Source organism: Marinilactibacillus sp. Marseille-P9653, from assembly GCF_916618885.1.
Lineage (GTDB): Bacteria > Bacillota > Bacilli > Lactobacillales > Carnobacteriaceae_A > Marinilactibacillus.
In genome coordinates this window covers 1,001,676-1,027,481 of record NZ_CAKAKH010000001.1, presented here as the reverse complement: position 1 = coordinate 1,027,481, position 25,806 = coordinate 1,001,676, and the positions used below count along the sequence as shown (strand labels likewise).

Genomic DNA, 25,806 nt, shown 5'->3' with positions numbered 1-25,806 from the left:
GGAATTACTCCTCAGCTTGTGGCTCTTTTGTTGTATGGTTTAATTCATCATCCGTTATTTTTAATACAGGTAACATAATTCTGAAAATCGAACCATGATTCAGTACACTTTCGGCCCAAATCCTACCTTTATAACCTTCAATCAGTTGCTTGGCAATCGATAACCCAAGCCCGTTTCCACCCTTGTAACGGCTACGTGCCTTATCGATACGGTAGAATCGGTTAAAGATCTTCTCAGTATCTTCTTCTGTCATACCTTCTCCGTAATCCTGAATGGCAATTTGAATTTCTTTGCTATCAAGTGATACAGAGATATGCACTTCTTTTCTATCCGTAGAATATTTCACTGCATTATCCAATAAGATAATCAGAATCTGTTCCAAGTGATTACGGTAAATATTCACGTATACTTCTTTTCGAAGATCATCATCTAGAATAAATACAAAATCTGGATGAACGAGTTTAATATTATTAAATGTTGCATATATGATTTGTCGCACGGGCGTCTGTTCATTCTTGTAATGAATTTCTACTTGTTCAGCTCTAGATAAATCTAGCATTTCCTGAACAAGGCTCTTCATTCGTCCTATTTCTTGTAAAGAAGCATCCAAGGACTCTTCTAGAACCGTTGGGTCATCTTTCCCCCATCTATTCAGTAACTTCAAGTGTCCTTCTACTACAGCTACTGGTGTTCTTAATTCATGTGATACATCTTCAACAAACTGTTTCTGATGTTCGATGTTTTTCTGCATCCGGTCGAGCATATTGTTATAGGCGTTGGCCAAATCTGTTAATTCATCTCGGCCATCTCCAACGTCAATTCTTTCAACTGATTCTGGATCCAATTCGATGCTTTTCATAGCATTTGTGATTTTTCTGATTGGTTGTAAGAATTTTCGAGCAATAAAATACCCTATAATAGCACTAAACATCAGAGCAATGACACCGGTAACCAGTATGGCCATCAAAACACTATCAGACAGCTGATGGTACAAATAAAGTGAATTAATCACTTGAACGTATCCAATATGATCATTATTTAAATATGAATAAATTGGTTTTCTGGCCGAAAAGGCTTCACCATACGGACCATCGATTGTATCAATCCGTAAATCCTCTGTGGGTGTAAAATCAGTTGAAAATGTCGCTGTTTCATAAAGTAATTCTGACTCTGTGTTAAAGATTCGAACATACATCCCGCCTTGACCGATTCGCAAAGGAATAGGTGTTTCCTCATCGACGATTTCTTCTGATTCAGGATCAGGAAGTGTAGGAAGAAGCCTTAATTGACTCAATTCCAGCGTATCTGCAACAGACTCTTCTGTTAAATCATAGAATTGCTGACCAAACCTATCTGACAGATTCTGAACAGTATCTCTTAAAGCAACTTCTTCGTTCTCTAACATACTTCTCTGAAAACTAACATAAAGGATCGTTGAAAAAATTGTATAAGTCAAAAAAATCGCAATGGCTGCTCCAATCGTCCATTTCCACCTTAAAGAAATTCTCTTTTTCTGATTCATATCATTTTCAGTTGTTACAACCTGTTTCACGTACGCATCACATATCCAGTACCTCTGACAGTCTGAATATAGCTTTCTCTATTTGGAACATCAATTTTGTTTCTCAAGTAACGAATATAAACGTCTACTACATTTGTCTCAACTTCAGTTTCATAACCCCATACTTTGTTCAACAAAACTTCTCTTGATAATACGACATTAACGTTTTCCATTAGCTCAACGAGCAACTCGTATTCACGTTTAGTCAATTCAATGACATCTTCACCGCGACGAACAACACGGTTTTCTTTTTCAACAGTTAAGTCTTTGTATGTTACTGTTGTTTGTCTATTGGCATTTTCTTCTGTCTCAATTTCAATACGTCTTAATAGTGCACGCATTCTAGCAAGCAATTCTTCAATTGCGAATGGTTTTACAACATAGTCATCTGCTCCATGGTCAAAACCAGATACTCTGTCAATCACTGAATCTCTAGCAGTCATCATGATGATGGGCACATTGCTTACTTGACGAATTCGACGTGCTACATCGATACCGTTTAATTCAGGCAACATAAGATCCAACAAGATAATATCCCATTCTTCATTTTCATCAATAGCAGCTTCAAGTCCAGCACGTCCGTTGAAACGAACTTCTGTTTCGAATCCTTCGTGATTTAATTCTAACTCCACAAAACGCGCAAGGTTTTTTTCATCTTCAATTATTAAAATTTTCCCCATTTTTTCAGCTCCCAGTTCTCTATTTACTTTTTTACATTTTTACTTATAGTTCAGTTATATTTTAAGAAAAATTTGTATGCATAAAGGGCATAATAGCTTTATACTCAAACTAATCCACGTATACACCATCAGTTTAACATAGTTTTTACACAGAAAAAATGTTAGCTTTAAACTTTTTTCTAATTTTTCTTTAACATGCCTACAATTCTATTCAAAACGTACAATTAACACACAAAAAATGCGGATTCCAAAAAAGTGGAATCCACATTTTCCGTTTTTCAATTCAATCTAAATTGATTTGTTTGTGCTTACCACTGTTCTTGACCATTATCTCCATACCAGTCGAAGTGGAATGTGCCTTCTTTATCTGTACGTTCGTAAGTGTGTGCACCGAAATAATCACGTTGTGCTTGAATGATATTTGCTGGCAGACGTTCTGAACGGTAAGAATCGTAATAAGAGATTGCTGAAGAGAATGCTGGCACAGGAACGCCAGATTGTACAGCTAATCCAACTAGATCACGAACAGATTGTTGGTAGTTTTTCGTAATATCTAAGAAATACTCATCAAGAACTAAGTTCTTAAGGCCAGGCGTTCTGTCGTATGCGTCTGTGATTTTTTGTAAGAATCCAGCACGAATGATACAGCCTGCTCGGAAGATTTTTGCGATTTCACCGTACTTAAGATCCCAGTTATATTCATCAGAAGCTGTTCTCATTTGAGCGAATCCTTGAGCATAGCTCATGATTTTACTGAAGTAAAGTGCTTGACGAATTTTTTCAATCAATTCTTTTTTGTCGCCATTGTATGCTTTGGCAATTGGTTTAGCTAAGACTTTACTTGCAGCTACACGCTCATCTTTAAGAGCAGAGATGTATCTAGCAAATACAGACTCAGTAATCAATGGAAGAGGTACACCTAAATCCAGCGCACTTTGAGAAGTCCATTTACCTGTTCCTTTATTTCCAGCACGGTCTAAGATGATATCAACCATTGGTTTACCTGTTTCTGGATCTTTTTTCGTCAAAGCATCCGCTGTGATTTCGATCAAGAAACTATCTAGTTCTCCAGTATTCCATTCTTTGAACACTTCAGCAATCTCATCATTAGGAAGGCCTGCAACTTCACTTAATAAGTGATAGGCTTCAGCGATCAGTTGCATATCTCCATATTCAATTCCATTATGAACCATTTTTACATAGTGACCAGCTCCGTTAGGTCCAATATACGCTACACAGGGTTCGTTATCTGCTGGTGCTTTAGCAGCAATCTTTTCAAGAATTGGAGCGATTAAATCATACGCTTCTTTTTGACCACCTGGCATAATTGCGGGGCCTTTTAGTGCGCCTTCTTCTCCACCAGATACCCCGGTACCAATAAAGTTGATGCCTGATTCTGCAAGCTCTTCACTTCTACGGATCGTATCTTTGTAGAATGTGTTTCCACCATCTACTAGAATATCTCCTTTATCTAAGAAAGGTAATAGCTGTTGAATAACAGCATCTGTTCCTTTACCAGCTTGAACCATCAATAAAATTTGACGAGGTGTTTCAAGAGATTGAACAAATTCTTCTAGTTCATAAGTGGCAACTAAGTTCTTACCTGGATTTTCTGCTATGACTGCATCCGTTTTAGCATTTGTACGATTGTAGATTGAAACACTGTATCCTCTACTCTCGATATTTAGTGCAAGGTTTTTTCCCATAACAGCCATACCAACGACGCCGACTTGTTGTTTACTCAATTGCTTCATTCTCCTCTCAGGTTTGATATTTGGACTGAGAATCTACTTGTTATCAGTCAGTTTCAACTGAATGTTTATCGTAGAAAATCGGTCTACCTTATCAATACCCACTCTAATCATTAGGTTTTTGTATCTGGATACTTCCAGTGTACAAATTAATTATAATCTTTAGCTTAATAGTATCAAACTTTGAATACTTTTAAAACAATCTTCTATACTCTTGAAAAAAAAGCTTATATTGCGTACACTATTAACTGACAAGCAACCATCACTTAGAAAGTTGGTGTAGACTAGTGGTAAAAAAAGACAATAAAAAAAGTAAATCAGGTTTAATCTCTAAAATCATTATTTGGGCAATGGTCATCTTAATGGCTTTCCCAGCAATTGCTGCTATACTAGGCGTTTTATTATAGACCAAAGTCATGGGGATTCTCCATGACTTTTTTTATACTTTCTTTTTCTTTGAAGCCAACAAAAGCAGTTCATTTGCGGTATCCATCGTTAGCTTCGTGATCTCACTACCGGCGAGCATTCTCGCAACTTCTGAAATCTTGTCTTTATCCGCTAGTTGCTCTACGTGCGTACTTGTTCTGTCTTCAACGATGACTTTACTAATGTATAAATGCTGATCTGCCATAGCAGCGACTTGGGGTAAATGTGTAATACATAATACTTGAGAATGAAAAGCGACTGAATAAATTTTATCTGCAATCGCTTGTGCAACTCTCCCGCTGACACCTGTATCTACCTCATCAAATATAATACTCGTTATGCCTTGTTCTTTTGAGAACACCGTCTTCATCGCTAACATCATGCGAGATAATTCTCCTCCAGATGCAACTTTGACCAGTGGTTTTAACGGTTCCCCTGGATTAGTTGATACATAAAATTCTATCTTATCCAAACCGTTATCATGTGCACTATCCATCCTAAATGCTTTAATGTCTCTCAAGAACTGAACTTCGAAAACTACTTTATCCATAAACAATTCTTTTAATTGTTCATGAATCGCTTTTTCCAGTTTCAAAGCCGTTTGACGTCTTAATGTAGATAATGCTTTTCCTTCTTCAAGAAGTTTACTTTCAAGTTCTACCACTCTTTTATTTAAATGATCCATTTGACCTTCGCGATTTTCAATTTTCTCCAGCTCATCAACTGCATTCTGGAGAAAAGTCTTGATTTCGCTTATCGAAGTTCCATACTTTCTTTTGAGTTGTTGAATCAGATTCAGTCTCTCTTCAATCTCATTTAATCGTTCTTCATCATACTCAAGACTGTCCATCTCATTGTAGATTTCACTTGAGGCTTCCTGAATTTGAAAGAACGCAGAGGATAATGTATCATAAATCTGTTTGAACTTTTCATCCATAGATTCTATTGAAGACATAATATCCATGGCTTGTCCCACTGAATCTAATCCACTTGAATCTTCATCTCCTTGAAGCGCCTTATAACTATTCGATAAAGCTTCGACAATAGATTGGTGGTTCGAAAGTTTCTGTTCTTCTTCTTTTAAAGATTCTTCTTCATTGTCTTCAAGTTGAGCGTCTGAAATTTCCTCGACTTGAAATTTTAAAATGTCTAGTCTTTGTGCAAACTCTCTTTCGTTATATTGCCAATTATTCTGCTCTTTTTTGACTTTTTTATATTCTTTGAATAACATTTGATAGCGATTTTTGGATGTTTCTAACTTGGAATTGCCATATTGATCAAGTAGCTCAATATGACTTTCGGAATCCATTAATTCCTGATGTTCATTTTGACCATGAATATCAATCATGGCATTACCAATTTCTCTTAAAACAGCAATGGTCACGATACTACCATTGATTCTACAAACATTACGACCCGTAGCATGAATCTCTCTTTGGATCATGACTACTTGATCGTCAGAATCAATGGCATGTTTGTCAAGAAGTCTCATGACTTCCTTGTTTTCATTCAACAAGAATTGTCCTTCAAGTAAACATTTTTTTGTTCCATATCGAACAAATTCCGCCGACCCTCTACCTCCAGCAAGCAAACCGACAGCATCGATGATAATCGATTTTCCTGCACCAGTTTCCCCTGTCAGCACAGTCATTCCCTGATTGAAATCTAGTGATAACTCTTGTATAATCGCAAAATTTTGAATATGCAATGCTTGCAGCAAAGCAAACCCTCCCAATCTAATGATAAATAGACAATCCAATCAGACTAAACAAACGAAATCATTCTTCTCTGAAGTATTTCGGCCTGGTTTTCTGATCGGCAAATAATCAATACAGAATTATCTCCTGATATACACGCAAAAACTTCTTCATAATTAGCCGTTTCAATTAGAGCGCCCAATGCAAAAGCATTACCCGGTAATGTTTTGATTTGGACAAATTCTTTTTGAGTATCAATAGATACAAAAGCATCTTTCATGAGTCTGGATAATTTTTTGGAAATATTAAAGTTCATTTCAGGTGGTACACTATACTGATACCCTCCAGATTGTGAAGGTACTTTAATCAGTTGCATCTCTTTTATATCTCTAGAGATCGTTGCTTGTGTAACCTCTATGCCAAGTTCTTTTAAAATACCCACAAAATTTTCCTGCTTTTGAATCGTTTCTTGTTGTACTAACTGTTTTAGAAGTTGGTGACGTTCTTTCTTTTTCATACTTTACGACACTCCTAGTCTTATCTCCGGCCACAATCTCAACATTTAAACAACCCTGCTTAAACATCCACACATAATGATTTTTCATATAGTGTGAATAACGTTCTTTTTAATTTTATACAGTATATTTATACATTGTTTCTAATTTAGTATACCTCAGAACGCTTCCGGTTCAAAGTGAAATATCGGTAAAGCATGAATAAAATGAAAACGTTTAAACAATTAGGTGGAAATTCTGTTACTTTTACCAAGGTATTCATCAGCTTTCAAAACAGCGTTTATTTCTTCCTCAATAAGCTCATTGTCAGATTTTCCATTTTTCAGGTATGCTAAAAATTCAACATTTCCTTTTCCACCCGTAATAGGAGAAACGGTCAATCCTTTTAGTGTATATTCATTGACGTATGCAAATTTCAAAATGTTTATAAGCACTCTTCTATGAACTTCAAGGTCCGTTATAATCCCTTTTTCACCGACTTCTTCCTTCATCGCTTCAAACTGCGGTTTAATCAGTGCTACGACTTCACCTTCTGGAGCTAAGATCGTCTTTAAAACAGGCAAAATTAGTTCAAGAGAAATAAAGGAAACATCAATTGTAGCAAAGTCAGGTTGTCCGTTTTTAAAATCTTTTACTGTACAGTGTCTGAAATTGGTTTGTTCCATAACGACTACATTCGGATTAGTTCTCAGTTTCCAAGCCAATTGATTGGTTCCAACGTCAAGAGCATAGACTAATCGAGCACCATTTTGCAAAGCAGCATCTGTAAAGCCACCTGTTGACGATCCAATGTCTAATACCGTTTTATCTGACAAGTCAATTTCATATAACGTGATGGCTTTTTCTAGTTTCAATCCACCGCGACTAACATATTTAAGCTCATTTCCTTTAATGTATACTTCTGTATCCATAGACCATTTTTCACCAGCTGTTAAAATCTGCTTTTCGTCTCGTGTGTACACTTTCCCAGTCATGATAAACCTTTTGGCTTTTTCCAGATCTTCTGCCCAACCCTGACGAATTAACAATTCATCCGCACGCTGCTTCTTCAACTGAGAACCTCCTTTCAGTTTCTACTATAAAACTTATCACTTCAAGATACATTCATTCACCCTAGCAACAAAGAATCGATAAACGTTACTAACAGTTCTTCATCAAACGAAGCGTGTGTTTCTTTTATCTGAGTCACACGTGCTTTCGCTGTGTTTAATTCTGTCTGAAGACGTTCTTTGGCCTGTTCTAGCCCAAGTATGGCTGGGTAGGTACTTTTACCTAGTTTACTATCTGCCCCAGTTGCTTTACCCAGTTCTTCTGCGTCTCCAATAACATCCAGAATATCATCTCTGATTTGGTAGGCAACACCAATCTTTCTTGCAATCTCTTCTAATAAAGTGACTGTTTCTGGATCACAATTTGCAATAACACCGCCTGCAAACATAGCATATCGAATTAATTCTCCTGTTTTTCTAGCATGCACAGCTTCCAGTTCGTTTAGGGATAATGCTGCATGTTCACCATCTATATCAGCTTGCTGACCGCCAATCATCCCTTCATAACCAGAACAGTATGCAAGCTCTTTGATCAATTTAACTTGTTTTTCGGGTTCAATGTCTCCGGAAACCATTACTTCAAATGCATAAGTCAATAATGCATCTCCCGCTAGGATCGCAGTAGACTCTGAAAATTTGATATGGCTCGTTGGTTTACCTCTGCGCATATCATCATTGTCCATAGCTGGTAAATCATCATGTATCAAAGAATACGTATGCATATACTCAAGTGCTGCCGCAACTGGATAGCCATCTTTTAGATCTTTACCAAAAGCTGAAATGACCGCAAGCATCAGTAAGGGACGTAATCTTTTCCCTCCTGCTTCTAGCGAATATTTCATAGCTCTTTCGATAACCGTACCACTTCGTTCTTTGATAAGCATCAAACTGTACGATTCAAATGGTTCATATTCTTTATTATAGAATTCTTGAAACTTCATTTGGTCACTCCTAGTTTTCCTGACGATTTAAATCATTTTCAAACGCTGCTTCTTTTCCATTTTCATCAACGATTTTTGTCATGGTTTCTTCTGCTTCTTGAAGCGTTTTTTTACATAATCTACTTAACTTAATGCCTTCTTGGAACTGATCTAGTGCTTCCTCAAGCGGAACATCTCCTTGCTCAAGTTTTGAAACGATTTCTTCTAGTTCTTTTAGCGCATCATCAAAGTTCATCTCTTTCTCCATCTTATTCCCTACCTTCTTTTATTGTTTATCTTTATCAGTATTTGAATCAATACTTGTAATTTCAGCTTTAAAGGAACCCTCTGACAACTGGACAGATATCTCATCGGAAACAGATAAACTCTCTGTAGATTTCACGACAGTATCCTCTTTTCTGACATAAGCAAATCCTCTACCCAGTATTTTCAGTGGCGAAAGATGTTCCAATGATTGAATATAAAAATTCAATTGTTTATCTGACTGCTCTAGCAATTGTTTTTGAGCTCTTAAAAGCTGTTTTTCTAGCTGCTGAAGTTCTCGATTATACTGACGAATTGTATTAGAGGGATTTAATGCAGTTAACCGCTGAGACAATAGTTTGAGCTGCTGATCCCGTTTTGTTACTGTATCTTTCACCGTCTGGACAAGTTGTTGTTGAAGCTGGTCAAGATTCTGACTGTACCCTTCATACAAGCGCTGTGGCTGTCTGAAAATATAAGAACGCTCCACTCGAGCTAAACGGTCTTTCAGAAATTGTATACGATTCTGGTACGCTCTATATAAACGATGTTCCTGTTGCTCAATTTTGATCAGTTCATCGGACAACACCGGCACTGCTAGCTCTGCAGCTGCGGTAGGTGTAGCCGCTCTAACATCAGCTACTAAATCAGACAAAGTCGTATCCGTTTCATGTCCAACAGAAGAAATCACGGGCGTTTGGGCCGAAGCAATCGCTCTAACAACGATTTCTTCATTGAACGGCCATAAGTCTTCAAAAGAGCCACCACCCCTGGCTACGATCAAGACATCCAAATCTTGCCTAGCATCTGCTCTTTGAATATTTCCAGCAATAGACTTAGCCGCTTTATCTCCTTGTACTAAGGTCGGAAACAAGAATAATTCAACTGAAGGAAATCTTCTTTTGACGGTTGTAATAATATCTCTGATAACTGCACCACTTTGACTGGTGATAATTCCTAATTTTTTTGGAAACTTCGGTAACGGTTTTTTTAAGGATTGATTAAAAAGACCTTCTGCGGTTAGTCTCTTTTTAGATTCTTCATAAGCTTGATACAGAGCTCCAACGCCATCAGGCTCCATATGTTCGATATAAATCTGATAAGAACCTGTTTTTTCATAAACAGAGATTCGTCCAATAACGAGTACACTCATACCTTCTTCTGGCTGGAATTTCAGCTTTTTGAAATCGCCATAAAACATGATAGCAGATATTTTTGACTGATCATCTTTTAAATTGAAATACTGATGTCCATTTCTACGATTTCGATTAAAGTTGGAGATTTCTCCAGTCAAAAATATACGATCCATATAAGGGTCACGTTCAAATTTTCTTTTGATATACTTCGTCAATTGGGAAACGGTTAAGTATTGTTCTTCCATCATTTCCCTCCTTTATATTTAAATCTTTTCGCTTCATATAGAAAGAGAGCGAAAAAAATAGGAATGCTGAATTCATTGCACTCCTATTTCTTCCCTCTTCATATTACCTCGTCATTCGCTTAAACTATTAATGAGGCATCGATTTTAGAAGTTCTTATTTAGATTTTATAAACTACTCGGCTTGTGTATCAACGATACTTTGAAGTACCCCATTAACAAACTTACTAGCATTTTGATCATTGAAGTCTTTTGTTAATTCAATCGCTTCATTAATGACAATACTCTTATCAATTTCTTTCTGGAAAAGCAATTCATAAGTCGCTAGTCTTAAAATCAATAAATTGGTTCTTTCTAATCTGTTTAAAGTCCACTTTTTCAAATGTCTTGAAATCGTTTCGTCAATCACATTTTCGTTGTCTTTAACGCCTGCAACCACAACCGTCAAGTAATTCAATGCATCTCTAACGATTTGACTTCCGCTTTTGTCTTCGGGAAGTACAATCTTCATCGCTTCTTCTGCCGAATAGTTTTCTTTCATATTCAATTCACTTTCAAGTGAGAACTGAATCACTTCTTCATTTGTACAATCAATATCTGTGGATAGCTGGAAAAGAGACTGAAAGGCTTTTTCCCGAATCACACGCCTTACAGTTTTCACTCTGTCTCATCTTCTTCCGATTCCAATTCAAATAATTCTTGGAGATTTGTTTTTTCTGGTACGATCCCTACAATATGAATGTTGATTTCTGTTAACTCAATTTCAGTCATATGATAGACTTGTTCTCTAATTCGTTGCTGGATATCCAGAGCAACTTTCGGTACATTTACGCCGTACTTGAAGTAGCAATAGACTTCTACTTTAAGTCCTTCTTCGTCGGACACTAAATGAACACCTTTATTATGGCTCGTTCTACCAAACATGGATTTTACTTCTGATGTAAATTTGCCTTGCATCGCATAAACGCCATCAACTTCATTAGCAGCTATCCCAGAAATGACTTCCAAGACTTCAGGAGCAACCTCAATCTCACCAAATGGATTGATATGATGCTCTCCAACAAATGTTTCTTCTGCCACGATTATTCCTCCTTTATACTATTTATAGTTAAATGATGATTACGCACGTGATACGTAAGTACCTTCTGAAGTATTCACAATCAGTACATCATCTTTATTTACAAATAAAGGTACAGTTACAACAGCACCTGTTTCAAGAGTTGCTGGTTTAGATCCTCCAGAAGTCGTATCTCCACGAATTCCTGGTTCTGTTTCTACAACTTTAAGTTCTACTTTAGTTGGTAAGTCTACCCCTAGGACTTCATGACCAAACATCATGATTTCTACAAGCATATTTTCTTTCATGAATTTCAATGCATCTTTAATTTGATCTTCTGGAATTTCAAGTTGTTCATATGTTTCCGTATCCATGAATACATGTGTTCCAGCATTATCATAAAGATACTGCATTGTTTTATTTTCGATATGTGCACTTTCAAGCTTTTCGCCTGCGCGGAAAGTTTTATCTTGAACTGCACCACTACGAAGATTTTTAAGTTTTGAACGTACGAACGCTGCACCTTTACCAGGTTTCACGTGTTGAAATTCAAGTACTCTCCAAATGTTTCCATCGTGTTGAATTGTCTGACCCGTTTTAAAATCGTTTGTTGATATCATTCTATTAAATTCCTCCCGAAGTGTTTTCTATACAAGCTGATCGATTGATAGAGTATCACACTGTTATATACAATGTTATTGTACCATGATTTGAGTCATAAGTCTTACTATCCATTGATTAGAAAGCGTTATTTCTCAATTGATTGCGCATTTATTGAATGATGATGAGCTCTTTTGAAGACTTCATCAAGTTTCGGTTTCCTTTTTCAGTAATCAACAAGTCATCTTCGATTCTGACGCCGCCTAAACCTGGAATATAAATGCCCGGTTCGTTAGTAATGACATTTCCGACAACTAACGGCTGGTCATTTTTGAAGTTGATTCCAGGTCCTTCATGCACTTCCAGACCGATTCCATGTCCTGTAGAATGTCCGAATGCTTCTCCATACCCTTTTTCCGTTATATAATCTCTTGCGATTTTATCCAGCTCAGAACCAGAAACCCCCGCTCTAGCAGCAGCAGTCACCTTAAGATTTGCATCTAGTACGATTTGATGGATTGCTTTTAGTTCTTCGCCCGGATCTCCTAAAGCAAATGTACGTGTCATGTCTGAAACATAGCCCTTATAATAACATCCAAAGTCAATTGTGATCATATCGCCGAGTTCAATAACCTTTTCACTGGCTACACCATGAGGCATTGCAGAACGCACACCACTAGCGACAATTGTATCAAATGACACGCCTGATGCACCGCGTTCACGCATAAAGAAATCTAATTCATTCGCTACTTTAATTTCAGTCATACCTGGTTTAATATACGTAAGAATATGTTCAAAAGCTGCTTCAGTAATTGAAATGGCTTCTTGAATTAATTCGATTTCAGCTTCATCTTTGATTTCTCTGATATCTTCAATCAATGACCCTACTGGTACAAGCGCACAATTAAATGACGCATTGATTGTTTGATAAGTAGCAAAAGTAACGTGATTTTCTTCAAACCCTATTCTCTCGATTTTATGTTTGGAGATCAATTCAGATACTACATCAAAGATTGGTCCTGTATTTTGGATCACTTCAAATCCTTTTGCTTGTTCTGAAGCTTGTTCTGTATATCTGAAATCCGTTACAAAGAAAGCTTGCTCTTTTGTAATCACAGCTAGTCCAGTTGAACCAGTGAAATTAGAAGCATAGCGCAAGTTATGAGGACTTGTAATCAACACTGCGTCCATTTGATTTTCTACCAATTTTTGTTGTATCGTTTCAATTCTTGACATCTAAACATCCTATCCTTAAAACTATATTTTTATTGCTTAGAGCTATTTCAACACATTAAACCTATCTAATGTATTCACTTATTCTCGATCACCAATGAGATCATTATACTTTAATAGTATAACAAATGAACGAAAAAAAAGAAACGCAACAAGTTATACTCAGCGTCTCTTTTCGTTATCTTAAGGCTGAATCTAGAAAAAATGATTTTAGTAAAAGCATTTATGCAATTCAAGGAATTTCTGCCATTTCATCGCTATCAGCTATGTCCGGTTCTTTTATAGTCTTTTGTTGAACAGAAATTTCTTTAACCAATTCATGGCCATTATCTAAACGAGCTTTCAATCTGTACACTTGTTCATTTACTCTACTCCATTCTACGCTACCTTTATTGAAAGTGATGTTCCCATTTTGAGCGGCTTCTCTTTCAGTCTCTGAATACGTCAAAACTTTTTCAGCTAAATTGATCATGCTCCGTACTTCATAGCTGTTTTGTACTTGACTCAATTGTTTGACCTGCATTTTGACAAGAGAAGCAATGCCTGTTAAAAGCAATGCAGCAATGGCCATGAATAGTACGGCAGATATTAGAATACTGCCTCTTTCTCTATCGTTTCTCAAGAGTGGTTTCTTGGATGTCACTTTCTTCCCCCTCGGTTAACTTATCTGGAATGAGTAATACAGCCGAGTACATTTCTTCATTATTGAATTGTACGGTGATGACGACTTTATCCTCTTTTGTTTTGAATTGTAGAGACTTTAAATCTGTAAGTATAGGCTGATGCCCTTCTCCACCTACTTGTCTTCGTAAGAGCGATAAATACTTTTGGTACTTAATCATCTCTTTATGACCTTGCTTAGTCTCTTTTTCTACGCTCATATTATCTAAATTAACACTGATCTTATAACTTCCTTCCAGTTCATATTCTACTTGATTCAAGAATAGGTGCCACTCTATCTGACGATCCGTATTGATTCTTTCCTGAAGGCTTTTTGACTGACTTGTAAAAAAAGATAATAGGACTACACACAAGCTAACAATACTCAAAGATAAAAGAACCTCAATCAGCGTAAAGCCCTCTTCATGGGAACCAATAGACTGATTTAATCTGGAGCTGTATTGTTTGATTGTCTTCACCTTCTGCCACGATTCCCTTTGATGTATTTGACACGCTTAATTGAGTATAATATGACCTGGTTTCTGTTGCGTTTTTTTCATTAGCTGACCAAAATTTTGATTGGTCATATACCGCTCGATGCATTTCTACATCTATTCTTTGTCTTTCCAGTTTATGAACCAAATTGACTGTTAAGGGTAAAGTAACAACTAGCACAACTGTGATGAGGCTTAAACTGACTAGACTTTCAAGTAAGACATATCCCTCTTGAGACACTCCTTTATGGATTCGTTGTCTTAACATCAAATCGGCCACTTCCTAAACTAAATTGAATCACAATCAATTGACTGTTTGTTTTAAACCTGATTGGGTTAAGATTTCCCTGATTACCAGAGCCAGAGATAAATCTGTAAACTCTAGAAGCACTTACCAGCTCAATATGTTCTGGAATTTTCAAATTATCATTCATTGGATGATTTCTATCCGTCACGACTCTGAAGGCAATCTCTCCAGCAGCTGGACGTGTTTCGAAACTAGTGGTTTCTCCATTCAAGATGGCATGATTCTGAAACAAAGTTATTGTGGATTCAAGCTCCTTAAAGAACTGTTTTGTTTCCGTTTCTTCTTGAATAGACTGAAAAGGGATAACTGGTATTAGTAAAAATATCCAGATCAAACTTAAAACGACCAATGTTTCTACTAATGTATAACCCTTCTGGTTTTGAGCTACTATCATATCACTGATTTATCCTCCAGATTTCTTAATCAGGTTTCCATTACTATCGATGGAAAATTGTTTTTGAACTTCATCAAATTGTCTTTCATTTAAATACTTTTGATCTTTTAACACTTCCAAACTGGTCGGCTTCTGTTTATTTTCTATTTCATACAAATCTATTTGGGTCTGAACGACCGTTTCTAACGCTGTATCCCCCGTTGATTTAGCTGTACCCTGGTGCGATCCAATATTGGGGATAATCAGTAGTAAGAGTACTGAAATGATAAAAAGCACCAGCGACATTTCTATTAATGTAAATCCTTCATCTTTTAACATTGATTTTCTTGAGATTTTTGGAAATATAATTTTCATATTTACAATCCTTCCATAATTGAGAATGTAGGTAGTAACAATGCTGCATATATCGCTATAATCATCAACGCTACAACGACAAATACAATTGGCTGTATTTTTTCCATGATAGTTTCTATCCTTTGATTTAACTCTTCTTCACACTCTGAGGCATACAACATCAGCTCACTTCCAAGTCTCCCAGTCAACTCACCATGCCGGACAATCTCTCCAATTTCAGGCTTTAAAAACCCAAAGTCTGTTAAGGCTTCTTGAAAGGATTGTCCTTTTCTCATTTCTTGCTCTAAATGGCTCCCAACTTCTCTTGATAATTTTGATGTTTCGTCTTCTTGAAGCAAGTGAACAATTTCGATCAAACTACAGTTACTTTTTAACAACTGGCTCCACTCAAAAGAGTAAAATTGGGTCCAATATAGTTGGACATATACACTGAAGATTTTATTTTTGCAGTACAAATTCAGTTTTTCTATAACAGTGAGATTTTTAATCATGAATTGAACTAGAAGGAAGCTTATAGACAATACTCCAACAAGAACCACTATCCAGTAAGGCGCTGTATAAACAGTTGATATGATTAGTTTAGTTCCAATCCCCACTGAAAGTTCGTCCGGTGACACGATACTTTGTATATGCGGCATCAAGACAAATCTCATCGAAAAGAGCATAATCGTGATAAACAAGATCAGCATAATTGGATACTGAACAATCGCTTGAATTCTTTTCCTTCTCTTAGCAGATTCTATTAACTGCTCCCCTGCCATACGGACAGTTTCGGAGAAATGTCCGTGAATTGTCGATAGGTAAATTTGTGTGCAGATTCGCTCACTATATCCAATCTTGATCAACGCACTGTGAAGGTTGTGTCCACCATATACACTTTTTTCAATTGAAGTTAACCAGTTCTTTTGTTTGTCGTCTGCAATAGTGAAAAGAAAGCTTACTGCTTCTTTTAATGAGAATCCTTCACACAATAAAGTACCAATGCGCTTTAAAAACAATCCTTGTTGCCTCGTTTCTTTTACACTAAGGAATAAGGTACTGTTCGTAGGTTTTTTCTGAAATATATCCACACAATCTCACCTTTTTTAATAAATGGTTAAAGTCTCTGTTTATTGAACCTGTTTGTTCCTGAACGACTTCTGTTTGAGCTGAGAGTAGTTGTTGAAGTATACTTCCGGACAACACTTCAAAAAGAGCTGCTCTTTTTTGAATATTCAACATGCTTTTGCAATGGGGATGACAAGATTGCTCACAAAATGGACAAGACAGCGGTAATAATTTCTGAAAAACTATACCGATAATTGTTTGGCTAAGCAGTTCTTTTGAAACGCCTAATTCCATCAATCTAGGAATCACGCCTCTAGAATTTTTTGCATGGACAGATGCAATGATCAAATGACCAGTCAGTGCACCTCGAATGACCATTTTGGCGGTCTCTTCATCTCGAATCTCACCTACAATCAAAATATCTGGATGGTGCCGAAGGCTGGATTTCAGTAAATGTTCGTAAGTGATGCCTGCTTTTTCATTCACTTCAGTCTGAAGAAACTGTTCTTCATGTATTTCTACAGGGTCCTCAACGGTAACAACTTGTTGTTTTTCTTCACTGATTCTATTTTTAACGAGCTGGTAGATTGTGGTCGTCTTTCCTGAATCGACGGGTCCAGAAAAAAGGATTAATCCACTTTTGAACCCAATCAACTTATTTAGTAAAGCTAATTCATACTCAAAAAACGAACCTGTTTTCATATCTTCCTGGCTTTTTTGTTTTAAAAGACGAATGACAAGTGACTCTCTTGAGTGGTAATTCGTAATCGTTGAGAATCTAAGATCGATCATTTTGCTTTCTAATTCAAAATTTAACGATCCACTTTGGGGTTTTCGATGTTCCCCTACATCCATATTGGCAACAAATTTAAAATACGAAATCAATCGAGCGCCTTCGTCTATGTCTAAATAAAATTGTTTTTCCATTCTTCCATGTAACCTGTAATAGGCCACATAGTGATTTTCTTCAGGCAGTATATGAATATCACTTGTTTCAAAAGAATGTGCCAAAGTAATCAGATGCTTTGCAAAAGATTCTATTTCCATAAGTTCCCCCTTTCTTCTATTTCCAGTTAGAATACTTTTATAATTGAGTGTTTCATCTATATATACTGTTCAGTTCCTTCAGAAATCATTTTTAAAATAAAAAAAAGAGAAAATGACATTTAGTCATTCTCCCTTCAAAAATGTTCAATTTTTATACTTCAGCATTGTGGTAAACTTCACTGACGTCATCGTCATCTTCTAATGCTTCGATCATATTTTCAAATGTCGTTAATTTATCTTCTGGTACGGGTACAGTGGTTTGAGGTACCATCGTGATCTCTGCTTGATCTAGTTCGTAACCAGCTGCTTCAAGTGCATCTCTTACGTCTGAAAAGTCTTGTACGTCTGTATAGACCTCAAATACATCTTCTGACGTCTCAAGCTCTTCTCCGCCTGCTTCAAGTACGCTCATCAGCATTGTATCTTCATCTACATCTAATCCTTCACGAGCGATTGCAATATATCCTTTACGGTCAAACATGTAGCTTACTGAACCTTTTTCTCCAAGTGAACCACCATTTTTGTTGAAGGCTACACGTACATTCGTACTCGTACGATTCAGATTATCTGTCAGTCCACTAACCAAAACAGCAATTCCATTTGGTCCGTAACCTTCATATAATACTTCATCATAGTTATCACCTTGTCCGGCATCAGAAGCGCGCTTGATTGCACGATCCACGTTGTCATTTGGCATGTTGTTTGCTTTAGCTTTATCTACAGCTAGTCTTAGAGCTGCATTGATTTCAGGATCTGTTCCGCCATCTTTTGCTGCTTTATAAATTTCTTTTGATAATTTTTGAAAAATCTTTCCACGCTTGGCATCCTGAGCACCTTTACGATGTTGAATATTTTTCCATTTGGAATGTCCTGCCATATTATATTCCTACTTTCTTATCTACTTTATGAATCGAAATTCGAACCTATCTTATTATAGCAAAATTTTCTCATTGTTCAAATTCAATCTGAACGCTTACATTAACTATTTTTAGATTATTTATTATTTACTGAACTTTAGTTTTTTCCTTTTTGTTTTCTTGCTTGACCACTTGGAAATCGTTAACCAAGTCAGAACGATACCTGTTAATGCACCCATTGAATCGATAAACACATCTTCAAGTAAAGCCGTCCGGTCCGGATTAAATGCTTGTCTAAGTTCATCAAAACTCGCATATCCAGCTGCCAGTAGTAAAGCTAACATCGCTGTCAAAATATAACTACTTGTTTTATTTTTCAATCCCATAAACCAACTCACTCCAAGTAAAAGAAAAATACTGAAATGCGCCCCTTTTCTGATAAAAAATTCAACAAACCCTAAATAACCAGAAGCTTGCACACTCACTTCACTTCCAGCGTATGAAAATCGAATGCTACTCAATAGATTTCTTAAAGGTTCTCCTGACAATAGCCTATACAGTAAAGGTTGTACGTTCTGTTCCTGGTACGTCATGCTAGAGCTGATAAAAAGAATCACCATTATGATAAAAGCCACTCCAATAAAAATAGTCCCTTTAGTATCTTGTTGTTTCTTCATTTTTTCAACCTACTTTCATTCGAATATACATATTCTAGCTTATGTGTATGGATATGGAAAGAAAAAACTTGTAGAATAAAAGAGTATACAATTTATATGAGAGGGAGTTATATTTTATGAGTTATCCGATTAACTGGGACATGGAATCTGTTTTCGAAGGGGGAAGTCAGTCTCAAGCTTTAAGAGATAAGATCGAGTCGATGAAAAAAGAACTCAAATCTTATCATGAAATGATAAAAAATTGGGATGTTGATAGTGATCATCCAGATTATAAAGAACTCGCTTCTATTTTAAATTTCAGTGAGAAACTAGGAAATGGTCTTTCTGAGTCTATGACATACTCTAGAGGGTTACTGTCTGCCAATGTTAAAGACAAGCTTGCCTCTAAGCTGACAACAGAACTAAGTACCCTTTACAGCGAAATGAGTAACAGCTCTACGATGTTGACCAAGAAATTCGTGAGTATGAGCGATTCAGCTTGGTCTTCTCTTTTAGAGAAAGAACCATTCAAGGCAAGCGCGTTCCCGCTCAATGAACAAAGAGACCAAGGTAAATCTCTGCTAGCTCAAGAAGTTGAAACAGCTATCAGCACTTTGGCTAACGATGGATTTAAAGGCTGGGGAGACCTTTACAACACCCTTGTTGCAAGTATAGAAGTGGAATTAGAAGATACTTCAGGCACAGTACAAAAGTATTCTGCCGGACAAGCAGCCAACATTATGGGCTCTGCAAAAGATCCAGAAACTCGATTGAACATGCTGAAAAAATGGGAAGAAGCCTGGAGTGATAAAGCACCTTTATTTGCCGATACACTGAATCACTTGGCTGGATTTCGACTTGAAAACTATAAATTACATGGAACAGAAGATTTTATGGAACGTCCTCTTGAATATAATCGTTTAAAAAAAGAAACACTAGATACAATGTGGGACACGATTACTAAAAACAAACCAAAAGTTGTTCGTTATTTAAAACGTAAAGCACAATTAATGAATATTGATCAACTATCTTGGGTAGACGTAACTGCTCCAGTTTCTGTAGGAGATTTCGAACCTCGTCACTACTCTTTTGATGAAGCAGCGACTTTTATTATGGATAATTTCTCTTCATTTAGCGAAAAAATGCAGTCATTAGCAAAAACCGCTTTTGAAGATGCTTGGATTGAAGCTGAAGATAGAGATGCTAAACGACCTGGTGGATACTGTGCGAATCTTCCTGAATCAGAAGAGTCTCGCATCTTTATGACTTTTTCAGGTTCTGCTGGAAATGTTTCAACACTTGCTCATGAATTAGGACATGCTTTTCATAGTTATGTCATGAGAGATCTACCTTCTATGAACCGTCGCTATGCAATGAATGTAGCCGAAACGGCTTCTACTTTTGCAGAATTGGTCATATCTGATGCTACTGTTCGAGAAGCTAAATCAGAAGCTGAAAAGATCAACTTGCTCGATAGTAAGAATGCTCGTGCAGCAACGATGTTCATGAATATCCACTCAAGATATATTTTTGAAACAGCCTTCTATGAAGAACGAAAAACGGGTATCGTAACAGATGACCGCTTGTCTGAGTTGATGATTGATGCTCAAAAAGAAGCTTATCAAGACTCTTTATCAACCTATCATCCAACGTTCTGGGCAAGTAAACTCCATTTCTATAATACAGGCGTGCCGTTTTACAATTTCCCGTACACGTTTGGTTTCTTATTTAGTTTAGGTATTTATGCTCGTTCTCTTGAAGAAGGAACGGACTTTGAAGATCGCTACATTGCCTTGCTTAGAGATACTGCAAGCATGACTACAGAAGAGCTCGCTCAAAAGCATTTGAATGTTGACCTCACTCAACCAGAATTCTGGCAATCAGCTATTGATATGGTACATTCAGATATTGATGAATACCTTAAAATCACAGAAAAATATATTTAATTAGACTGAAAGGAATGAATGTTATGAACTATAGTATGAAGTGGGACTTAGAATCGATCTACCCTAGTATTGACTCAACTGAATTAGAAAATGACTTTTCTAAATGGTCAGAAAAAATCTCTGATTTGAGTGAGAAAATCAATCGCTGGAATCCAGAACAAGATAAGCCAAGCTATGAAAATATGAAATCCATATTGGAAGACCAAAATGCAGTAATACCTGAAATCAGTGAAGCTGCCTCCTTTATAAATGGAACTTTATCTGCTGATGTCAATAATTCAAAAGCTAAAAGCTTAATAGGTCGTTTATCTGTATTGTTTAGTGAGCTCTCCTCAGCAACAGTGCCTTTCTATAAAGAGCTAACAGTCATCAGCGACGAAGACTGGTCAAAACTTTTGGCACTAGATTACTTTAAACCCTTTACATTTAATTTAAGCGAATCTCGTGAACAAGCCGAACAATTGTTAAGTGAAAAAGAAGAAAGTCTATTATCTAAACTTTCTATAGATGGTATAGAAGGCTGGGAACAACACTACGACAGTATTGTAGCTAAAATTCAAATACCCATAACCGATGAAGACGGTGAAACAATCTACTTATCAGCAGGCCAAGCGGAAAACCGTATGTATAACGATCCTGATCCAGCTGTTAGAGCAGACTTATTCGAAAAATGGGAGAAAGCATGGAGTAGTCAATCAGAACTGTTCGCTGATACATTAAATCATCTGGCTGGGTTTAGATTGACCGACTATAGTGTACATGGCATCAATGATTTCTTGGAAAGACCATTAGAAGCGAGCCGTATGAAGCATGAAACATTAGATGCCATGTGGAAAGCCATCTCAGATAATAAAAAACCGTTTACCGATTATTTAAATAGAAAAGCGGCCCTTCTTGGTAAGGAAACATTAGACTGGGTTGATATCGAGGCACCAGTCTCCGTTGGTAACAACAAACCGTTAACTTACACCTATGATGAAGGTGCAGAATTTATTATTGATAACTTTAGAAAGTTTAGCAACAAAATGGCTGAATTCTCTGAGCATGCATTTGAAAACAGATGGATAGAAGCAGAAGATCGTCCCGGAAAAGCACCAGGCGGCTACTGCACGAGTTTACCTGTTTCAAAAGAATCACGGATATTTATGACGTATTCAGATTCACCTGGTGAAGTCGCTACCCTTGCTCATGAACTAGGACATGCCTTCCACAGCCATGTAATGTTTGACTTACCGTATATACAGCAAGGCTATGCTATGAACGTTGCTGAAACAGCTTCAACATTTGCAGAACTGATTATTTCGGACGCGACAGTCAAGTCAGCTGAAAACGATGAGGTCAAAATTGCTTTATTAGATAACAAAATCCAGAATGCTTTAGCGATGTTCTTGAACATCCATGCACGGTTTATCTTTGAATCTAACTTCTATAAAGAACGTCAAGATGGGCTTGTGTCCGCAGAACGTTTGAATGAATTAATGGAAGCAGCTCAAAAAGAAGCTTATGATGATAGTTTATCTACCTATCACCCTAGTTTCTGGGCAAGTAAACTTCACTTTTATATTAGTGGAATATCTTTCTATAATTTCCCTTATACATTCGGGTACTTGTTTAGCCTTGGTATCTATGCAAAAGCTTTAGAAACAGGTACGGACTTTGAAGATCAGTATATTGCTTTATTAAGAGACACTGGATCTATGTCTACGGAAGACTTAGCAGAAAAACACTTGAATGTTGATTTGACATCAACGGACTTCTGGGTCAAAGGAATTAATATTTTAAAAGAAGATATTGATACCTTTATGGAACTAACAAACAACTATGTAAAGTAATTAAATACTCATAAACAAAAAAAGCAGTGATCAGAAATTCTGATCACTGCTTTTAATTTACGATTTTGAATTAATATCTACCATAACCGATTAATTTAGGTCCCCAGTAACTAGAGTTTACGCTTGTATAAGCAACACCAGAACTTGTTTGAGCACCAACGAATTGTCCGCCTCCAGCATAGATACCTACGTGAGTAACTCTACCACCAGTACCAAAGAATACTAAGTCCCCTGCTTGAGGATTTGATACTTTTTGAGAACTAGCATATTGTGCACCTGAATTACCTGGAATAGATTTTCCAGCTTGACGGAATACCCAGCTCGTAAAACCTGAACAATCAAAGGTATTTGGTCCTTTAGATCCCCAGACATATTTAGCACCTAGTTTAGTATCTGCAATAGACTTAAGTGAACTCCATGAAGTACCACTTGCTTTAGGTTCAGGAGCTTTTTCTTTCTTAGGTGCTTCTTGTTTTTTAGCTTCTTCTTTTTTAGCGGGAGCAGGAGTTGCTGCCGGTTGGTTATTTGTATTACTACTAGACTCGTTATTTGAGTTAGAAGTATTACTTGAGCTATTGTTGTTTGAGTTATTGTTGCTACTTGAAGTTGAAACAGCTGGTTCATTTGAGCTTACGCTTGGTGCTGGCGTATTATTTTGCGCCGGTGCACTAGGAGCTGGTGAATCTACTGATTCATTTGAAGCTACTTCTGTATTTTCAGTAGATTCATTTGAAGATGAAGTCGATACTTCTTGAGCTGCTGCAGCTTCTTCTTCGGCTTGTTGAGCTGCCGCTGCTGCAAGCGCTGCAGCTTCTTCTTCCTCACGTTGACGTTGTTCTTCTGCTTCTTGAGCTGCTTTTGCTGCTTCATCTCTTGCAGTAACTAATTGAACAACTTGTTCTTCTGCTGCTGCTTTTTGAGCTAAGTATTCAGTACGATCAGATTCTGCTGTTGCTTTTTCTGATGCTAATTGAGCAACTAGAACTTCTTGCTCTAACTGTTGTTGCTCTAAATCTGCAGAAACTTGTTCAAGTTCTTCAGCTAAAGCATTTTGTTGAACGATTGTCTGCTCCGTTTTATCTTGTTTCGTTACAACCGCTTCTTTGTCTCTAACTTGTGCTTCTACAAGTCTTTTATTGGATTGTACAAGACTTGATACAACATCAATACGTCCAATTACGTCAGAGATAGATTCAGAGTCTAAAACAAATTCTATGTAATTTGCTGTTTGACCATCTACTTGAATTTTACGTGCTTGTTCTTCTAACTGACCATTTCTCTTTTCAATCAATGTTTCAAGCGTTGCAATTTCTTCTTGTAAAGTATCATATTCAACTTGTGCTTGCTCAAGACGTGTTACAGCTTCTTTGATAAACGTCTGGTTAGTAGAGATGTCGTTGTTAATTTTTTTTAATTCAGCTTGAGTCTTTTCAGATTGTTCTTTCAAAACATCAATTGTCTGATTCAATGAATCAACTTGTTGACCCTTTTCTTCTACTTGAGTTTGTGCTTCATCGATCTGACCATCAAATTCACTTGCTGATACAATTGGAGCTGAGATCATAGAGCTTAATAATAAAGTCGTTGTTGCTGAGAATAATACTAATTTGCTTTTCACTATTGTTTCCCTCCAAGAAAGTACTGTTTCGATTCGTTTGAGTTTGGTTTAAGTTTTAATTTTAATTTGCTTCGAGATTCAATGAATCAAATCCTCTTTTTTAGGACTAAAGAGAGTATAGCATTCTTTTTAGATAATTAGATTTCAATCATATTACACTTAAATTTCTTTTTGACTATTTCTAGATACTCTACTGACTGTTTCTTGCAATTTGATTCCCCATCATGTATAATTTTACTGTTTAAGAATGATAGTCATACTGGCTATAAATGTTCATCAAGGAGGAACAAATTTGAGTAATTACCGTGTATTACTTTATTACAAATATGTAGATATAGAAAATCCAGAACAATTTAGAGATCAGCATCTCGAATTATGTAAAAGCCTAAATTTGAAAGGTCGTATCTTGGTTTCAGAAGAAGGTATCAACGGGACAGTTTCTGGAACTATTGAAGAAACCGAACAGTATATGGAAGCTATGCGTTCAGACAGTCGCTTTGAAGATACGATGTTCAAGATTGATGAAGCAGATGGGCACACTTTCAAAAAGATGCATGTCCGCTATCGACCTGAAATCGTTTCCCTTGATCTTGGGGAAGATGATTTGAACCCTAACGAACTTACCGGAGCATACTTAGAGCCTCAAGAGTTTCGTGCTGCACTAGAAGACGAAAACACAATTGTATTAGATGCTCGTAACGATTATGAATTCGATCTTGGTCATTTTAGAGGTGCTATTCGTCCCGATATCAAGAGTTTCAGAGAATTACCTGAATGGATCAAAGAAAATAAAGAAAAATTCATGGATAAAAAAGTTGTTACCTACTGTACTGGTGGTGTTCGCTGTGAGAAGTTTAGTGGCTGGTTACTTAAAGAAGGCTTCAAAGATGTAGCACAACTTCACGGTGGTATTCATAACTACGGTACAAACCCTGAGACTCAAGGTGAGCTTTGGGATGGTAAAATGTACGTTTTTGATGAAAGAATCAGTGTAGACATTAACCGCAAAGAAAAAACGGTTATTGCTAGAGACTGGTTTGACAATACACCTTGCGAACGTTACGTAAACTGCGGCAATCCATTCTGTAACCGTCAAATTATTTCTTCTGAAGAAAATGAAGACAAATACCTTAGAGGATGCACGCATGAATGTCGTATTTCCCCTGAGAACCGTTATGTAAAAGAACATAACTTAAGCCGAGAAGAAGTTGCAGATAAACTTGCTGCAATTGGAGAAAAACTACCCGAAACTGTCTAAAAGTTATTTAAACAATCCTTTATCAACAGACTGCCTGATTATTTTCAGTATGCCTATTGTTAAAGGATTGTTTTTATAAACGATATCGAACGTACATTCTCTTTTTTTTGGAGGTTCTATCATTTGTTCCTATGTCTTGATATATCATACTAGTTTCACTTTTTCCACCTATTTGCTATAATGTAGCAAGCCATACATTGTTTAT

25 protein-coding genes are annotated in these 25,806 nt (G+C 36.7%); 3 read left to right on the top strand and 22 right to left on the bottom strand.

The features are described 5' to 3' along the window. Window positions 1–4 precede the first annotated feature (4 nt). The 21 genes from LG377_RS05170 to LG377_RS05070 all read right to left on the bottom strand — a co-directional run bounded on the left by LG377_RS05170 (window position 5) and on the right by LG377_RS05070 (window position 18,968). On the bottom strand, window positions 5–1,552 hold the full coding sequence (locus LG377_RS05170) for a cell wall metabolism sensor histidine kinase WalK (RefSeq protein ID WP_225743617.1): 1,548 nt from the start codon (window positions 1,550–1,552) through the stop codon (window positions 5–7). Then, window positions 1,549–2,241, bottom strand: coding sequence for a response regulator transcription factor (locus LG377_RS05165; RefSeq protein ID WP_225743616.1), 693 nt, complete (start codon window positions 2,239–2,241; stop codon window positions 1,549–1,551). The genes LG377_RS05170 and LG377_RS05165 overlap by 4 nt, the downstream gene beginning before the upstream one ends. A gap of 308 nt (window positions 2,242–2,549) precedes the next feature. Next, complete coding sequence (gene gndA / locus LG377_RS05160; RefSeq protein WP_225743615.1) at window positions 2,550–3,986, bottom strand: NADP-dependent phosphogluconate dehydrogenase; 1,437 nt, start codon at window positions 3,984–3,986, stop codon at window positions 2,550–2,552. Between the two features lie 445 nt (window positions 3,987–4,431). After that, window positions 4,432–6,138, bottom strand: a complete 1,707-nt coding sequence (gene recN / locus LG377_RS05155) for a DNA repair protein RecN (protein WP_225743614.1) — start codon at window positions 6,136–6,138, stop codon at window positions 4,432–4,434. 44 nt (window positions 6,139–6,182) lie between these two features. Then, window positions 6,183–6,632: an arginine repressor gene (gene argR, locus LG377_RS05150; protein ID WP_225743613.1), complete on the bottom strand. Its 450-nt coding sequence runs from the start codon at window positions 6,630–6,632 to the stop codon at window positions 6,183–6,185. Window positions 6,633–6,854: 222 nt separating this feature from the next. Beyond that, window positions 6,855–7,682 (bottom strand): TlyA family RNA methyltransferase, encoded by an 828-nt coding sequence (locus LG377_RS05145; protein WP_225743612.1) that lies wholly within the window; start codon window positions 7,680–7,682, stop codon window positions 6,855–6,857. A gap of 56 nt (window positions 7,683–7,738) precedes the next feature. Further along, entirely contained in the window at window positions 7,739–8,620 is an 882-nt protein-coding gene (locus tag LG377_RS05140; protein WP_225743611.1) for a polyprenyl synthetase family protein, read from the bottom strand. 10 nt (window positions 8,621–8,630) lie between these two features. Next, complete coding sequence (locus LG377_RS05135) at window positions 8,631–8,867, bottom strand: exodeoxyribonuclease VII small subunit (RefSeq protein ID WP_225743610.1); 237 nt, start codon at window positions 8,865–8,867, stop codon at window positions 8,631–8,633. Window positions 8,868–8,885: 18 nt separating this feature from the next. Further along, a complete protein-coding gene (xseA, locus tag LG377_RS05130; protein ID WP_225743609.1) occupies window positions 8,886–10,244 on the bottom strand; it encodes an exodeoxyribonuclease VII large subunit in 1,359 nt (452 codons plus the stop codon). A 172-nt stretch (window positions 10,245–10,416) separates the two neighbouring features. Further along, complete coding sequence (gene nusB / locus LG377_RS05125; protein WP_225743608.1) at window positions 10,417–10,902, bottom strand: transcription antitermination factor NusB; 486 nt, start codon at window positions 10,900–10,902, stop codon at window positions 10,417–10,419. Then, window positions 10,899–11,321 carry an Asp23/Gls24 family envelope stress response protein gene (locus LG377_RS05120; RefSeq protein ID WP_225743607.1) on the bottom strand — a complete coding sequence of 141 codons (423 nt, stop codon included), beginning with the start codon at window positions 11,319–11,321 and terminating at the stop codon, window positions 10,899–10,901. The genes nusB and LG377_RS05120 overlap by 4 nt, the downstream gene beginning before the upstream one ends. A 39-nt stretch (window positions 11,322–11,360) precedes the next feature. Beyond that, window positions 11,361–11,918, bottom strand: a complete 558-nt coding sequence (efp, locus tag LG377_RS05115) for an elongation factor P (RefSeq protein ID WP_225743606.1) — start codon at window positions 11,916–11,918, stop codon at window positions 11,361–11,363. A 151-nt stretch (window positions 11,919–12,069) separates the two neighbouring features. After that, window positions 12,070–13,134, bottom strand: coding sequence for a Xaa-Pro peptidase family protein (locus LG377_RS05110; protein WP_225743605.1), 1,065 nt, complete (start codon window positions 13,132–13,134; stop codon window positions 12,070–12,072). 229 nt (window positions 13,135–13,363) lie between these two features. Further along, on the bottom strand, window positions 13,364–13,774 hold the full coding sequence (gene comGG / locus LG377_RS05105) for a competence type IV pilus minor pilin ComGG (RefSeq protein ID WP_225743604.1): 411 nt from the start codon (window positions 13,772–13,774) through the stop codon (window positions 13,364–13,366). Then, the gene (comGF, locus tag LG377_RS05100; RefSeq protein WP_225743603.1) at window positions 13,740–14,270 is read right to left on the bottom strand and encodes a competence type IV pilus minor pilin ComGF; all 531 of its coding nucleotides are present in this window, start codon (window positions 14,268–14,270) and stop codon (window positions 13,740–13,742) included. The genes comGG and comGF overlap by 35 nt, the downstream gene beginning before the upstream one ends. A 260-nt stretch (window positions 14,271–14,530) precedes the next feature. Further along, complete coding sequence (comGD, locus tag LG377_RS05095; RefSeq protein WP_225743602.1) at window positions 14,531–14,986, bottom strand: competence type IV pilus minor pilin ComGD; 456 nt, start codon at window positions 14,984–14,986, stop codon at window positions 14,531–14,533. A 9-nt stretch (window positions 14,987–14,995) separates the two neighbouring features. Next, window positions 14,996–15,340, bottom strand: coding sequence for a competence type IV pilus major pilin ComGC (gene comGC, locus LG377_RS05090; protein ID WP_225743601.1), 345 nt, complete (start codon window positions 15,338–15,340; stop codon window positions 14,996–14,998). Between the two features lie 2 nt (window positions 15,341–15,342). Next, window positions 15,343–16,338 carry a competence type IV pilus assembly protein ComGB gene (gene comGB / locus LG377_RS05085; RefSeq protein WP_225743600.1) on the bottom strand — a complete coding sequence of 332 codons (996 nt, stop codon included), beginning with the start codon at window positions 16,336–16,338 and terminating at the stop codon, window positions 15,343–15,345. A gap of 25 nt (window positions 16,339–16,363) precedes the next feature. Continuing rightward, a complete protein-coding gene (gene comGA / locus LG377_RS05080; RefSeq protein WP_225743599.1) occupies window positions 16,364–17,434 on the bottom strand; it encodes a competence type IV pilus ATPase ComGA in 1,071 nt (356 codons plus the stop codon). Between the two features lie 151 nt (window positions 17,435–17,585). Continuing rightward, window positions 17,586–18,311: a YebC/PmpR family DNA-binding transcriptional regulator gene (locus tag LG377_RS05075; RefSeq protein WP_225743598.1), complete on the bottom strand. Its 726-nt coding sequence runs from the start codon at window positions 18,309–18,311 to the stop codon at window positions 17,586–17,588. A 123-nt stretch (window positions 18,312–18,434) separates the two neighbouring features. After that, the gene (locus LG377_RS05070) at window positions 18,435–18,968 is read right to left on the bottom strand and encodes a VanZ family protein (RefSeq protein WP_225743597.1); all 534 of its coding nucleotides are present in this window, start codon (window positions 18,966–18,968) and stop codon (window positions 18,435–18,437) included. A 116-nt stretch (window positions 18,969–19,084) separates the two neighbouring features. On the opposite strand from LG377_RS05070, the gene LG377_RS05065 reads away from it, so the two are divergent. Further along, on the top strand, window positions 19,085–20,893 hold the full coding sequence (locus LG377_RS05065) for a M3 family oligoendopeptidase (protein ID WP_225743596.1): 1,809 nt from the start codon (window positions 19,085–19,087) through the stop codon (window positions 20,891–20,893). Between the two features lie 23 nt (window positions 20,894–20,916). Then, window positions 20,917–22,725: a M3 family oligoendopeptidase gene (locus tag LG377_RS05060; protein ID WP_225743595.1), complete on the top strand. Its 1,809-nt coding sequence runs from the start codon at window positions 20,917–20,919 to the stop codon at window positions 22,723–22,725. Between the two features lie 70 nt (window positions 22,726–22,795). Here LG377_RS05060 and LG377_RS05055 read toward each other — a convergent pair whose 3' ends face one another. Continuing rightward, window positions 22,796–24,343 (bottom strand): NlpC/P60 family protein, encoded by a 1,548-nt coding sequence (locus LG377_RS05055; RefSeq protein ID WP_225743594.1) that lies wholly within the window; start codon window positions 24,341–24,343, stop codon window positions 22,796–22,798. A 292-nt stretch (window positions 24,344–24,635) separates the two neighbouring features. On the opposite strand from LG377_RS05055, the gene LG377_RS05050 reads away from it, so the two are divergent. Then, the gene (locus LG377_RS05050; protein ID WP_225743593.1) at window positions 24,636–25,601 is read left to right on the top strand and encodes a rhodanese-related sulfurtransferase; all 966 of its coding nucleotides are present in this window, start codon (window positions 24,636–24,638) and stop codon (window positions 25,599–25,601) included. The last annotated feature ends 205 nt before the right edge of the window (window positions 25,602–25,806 follow it).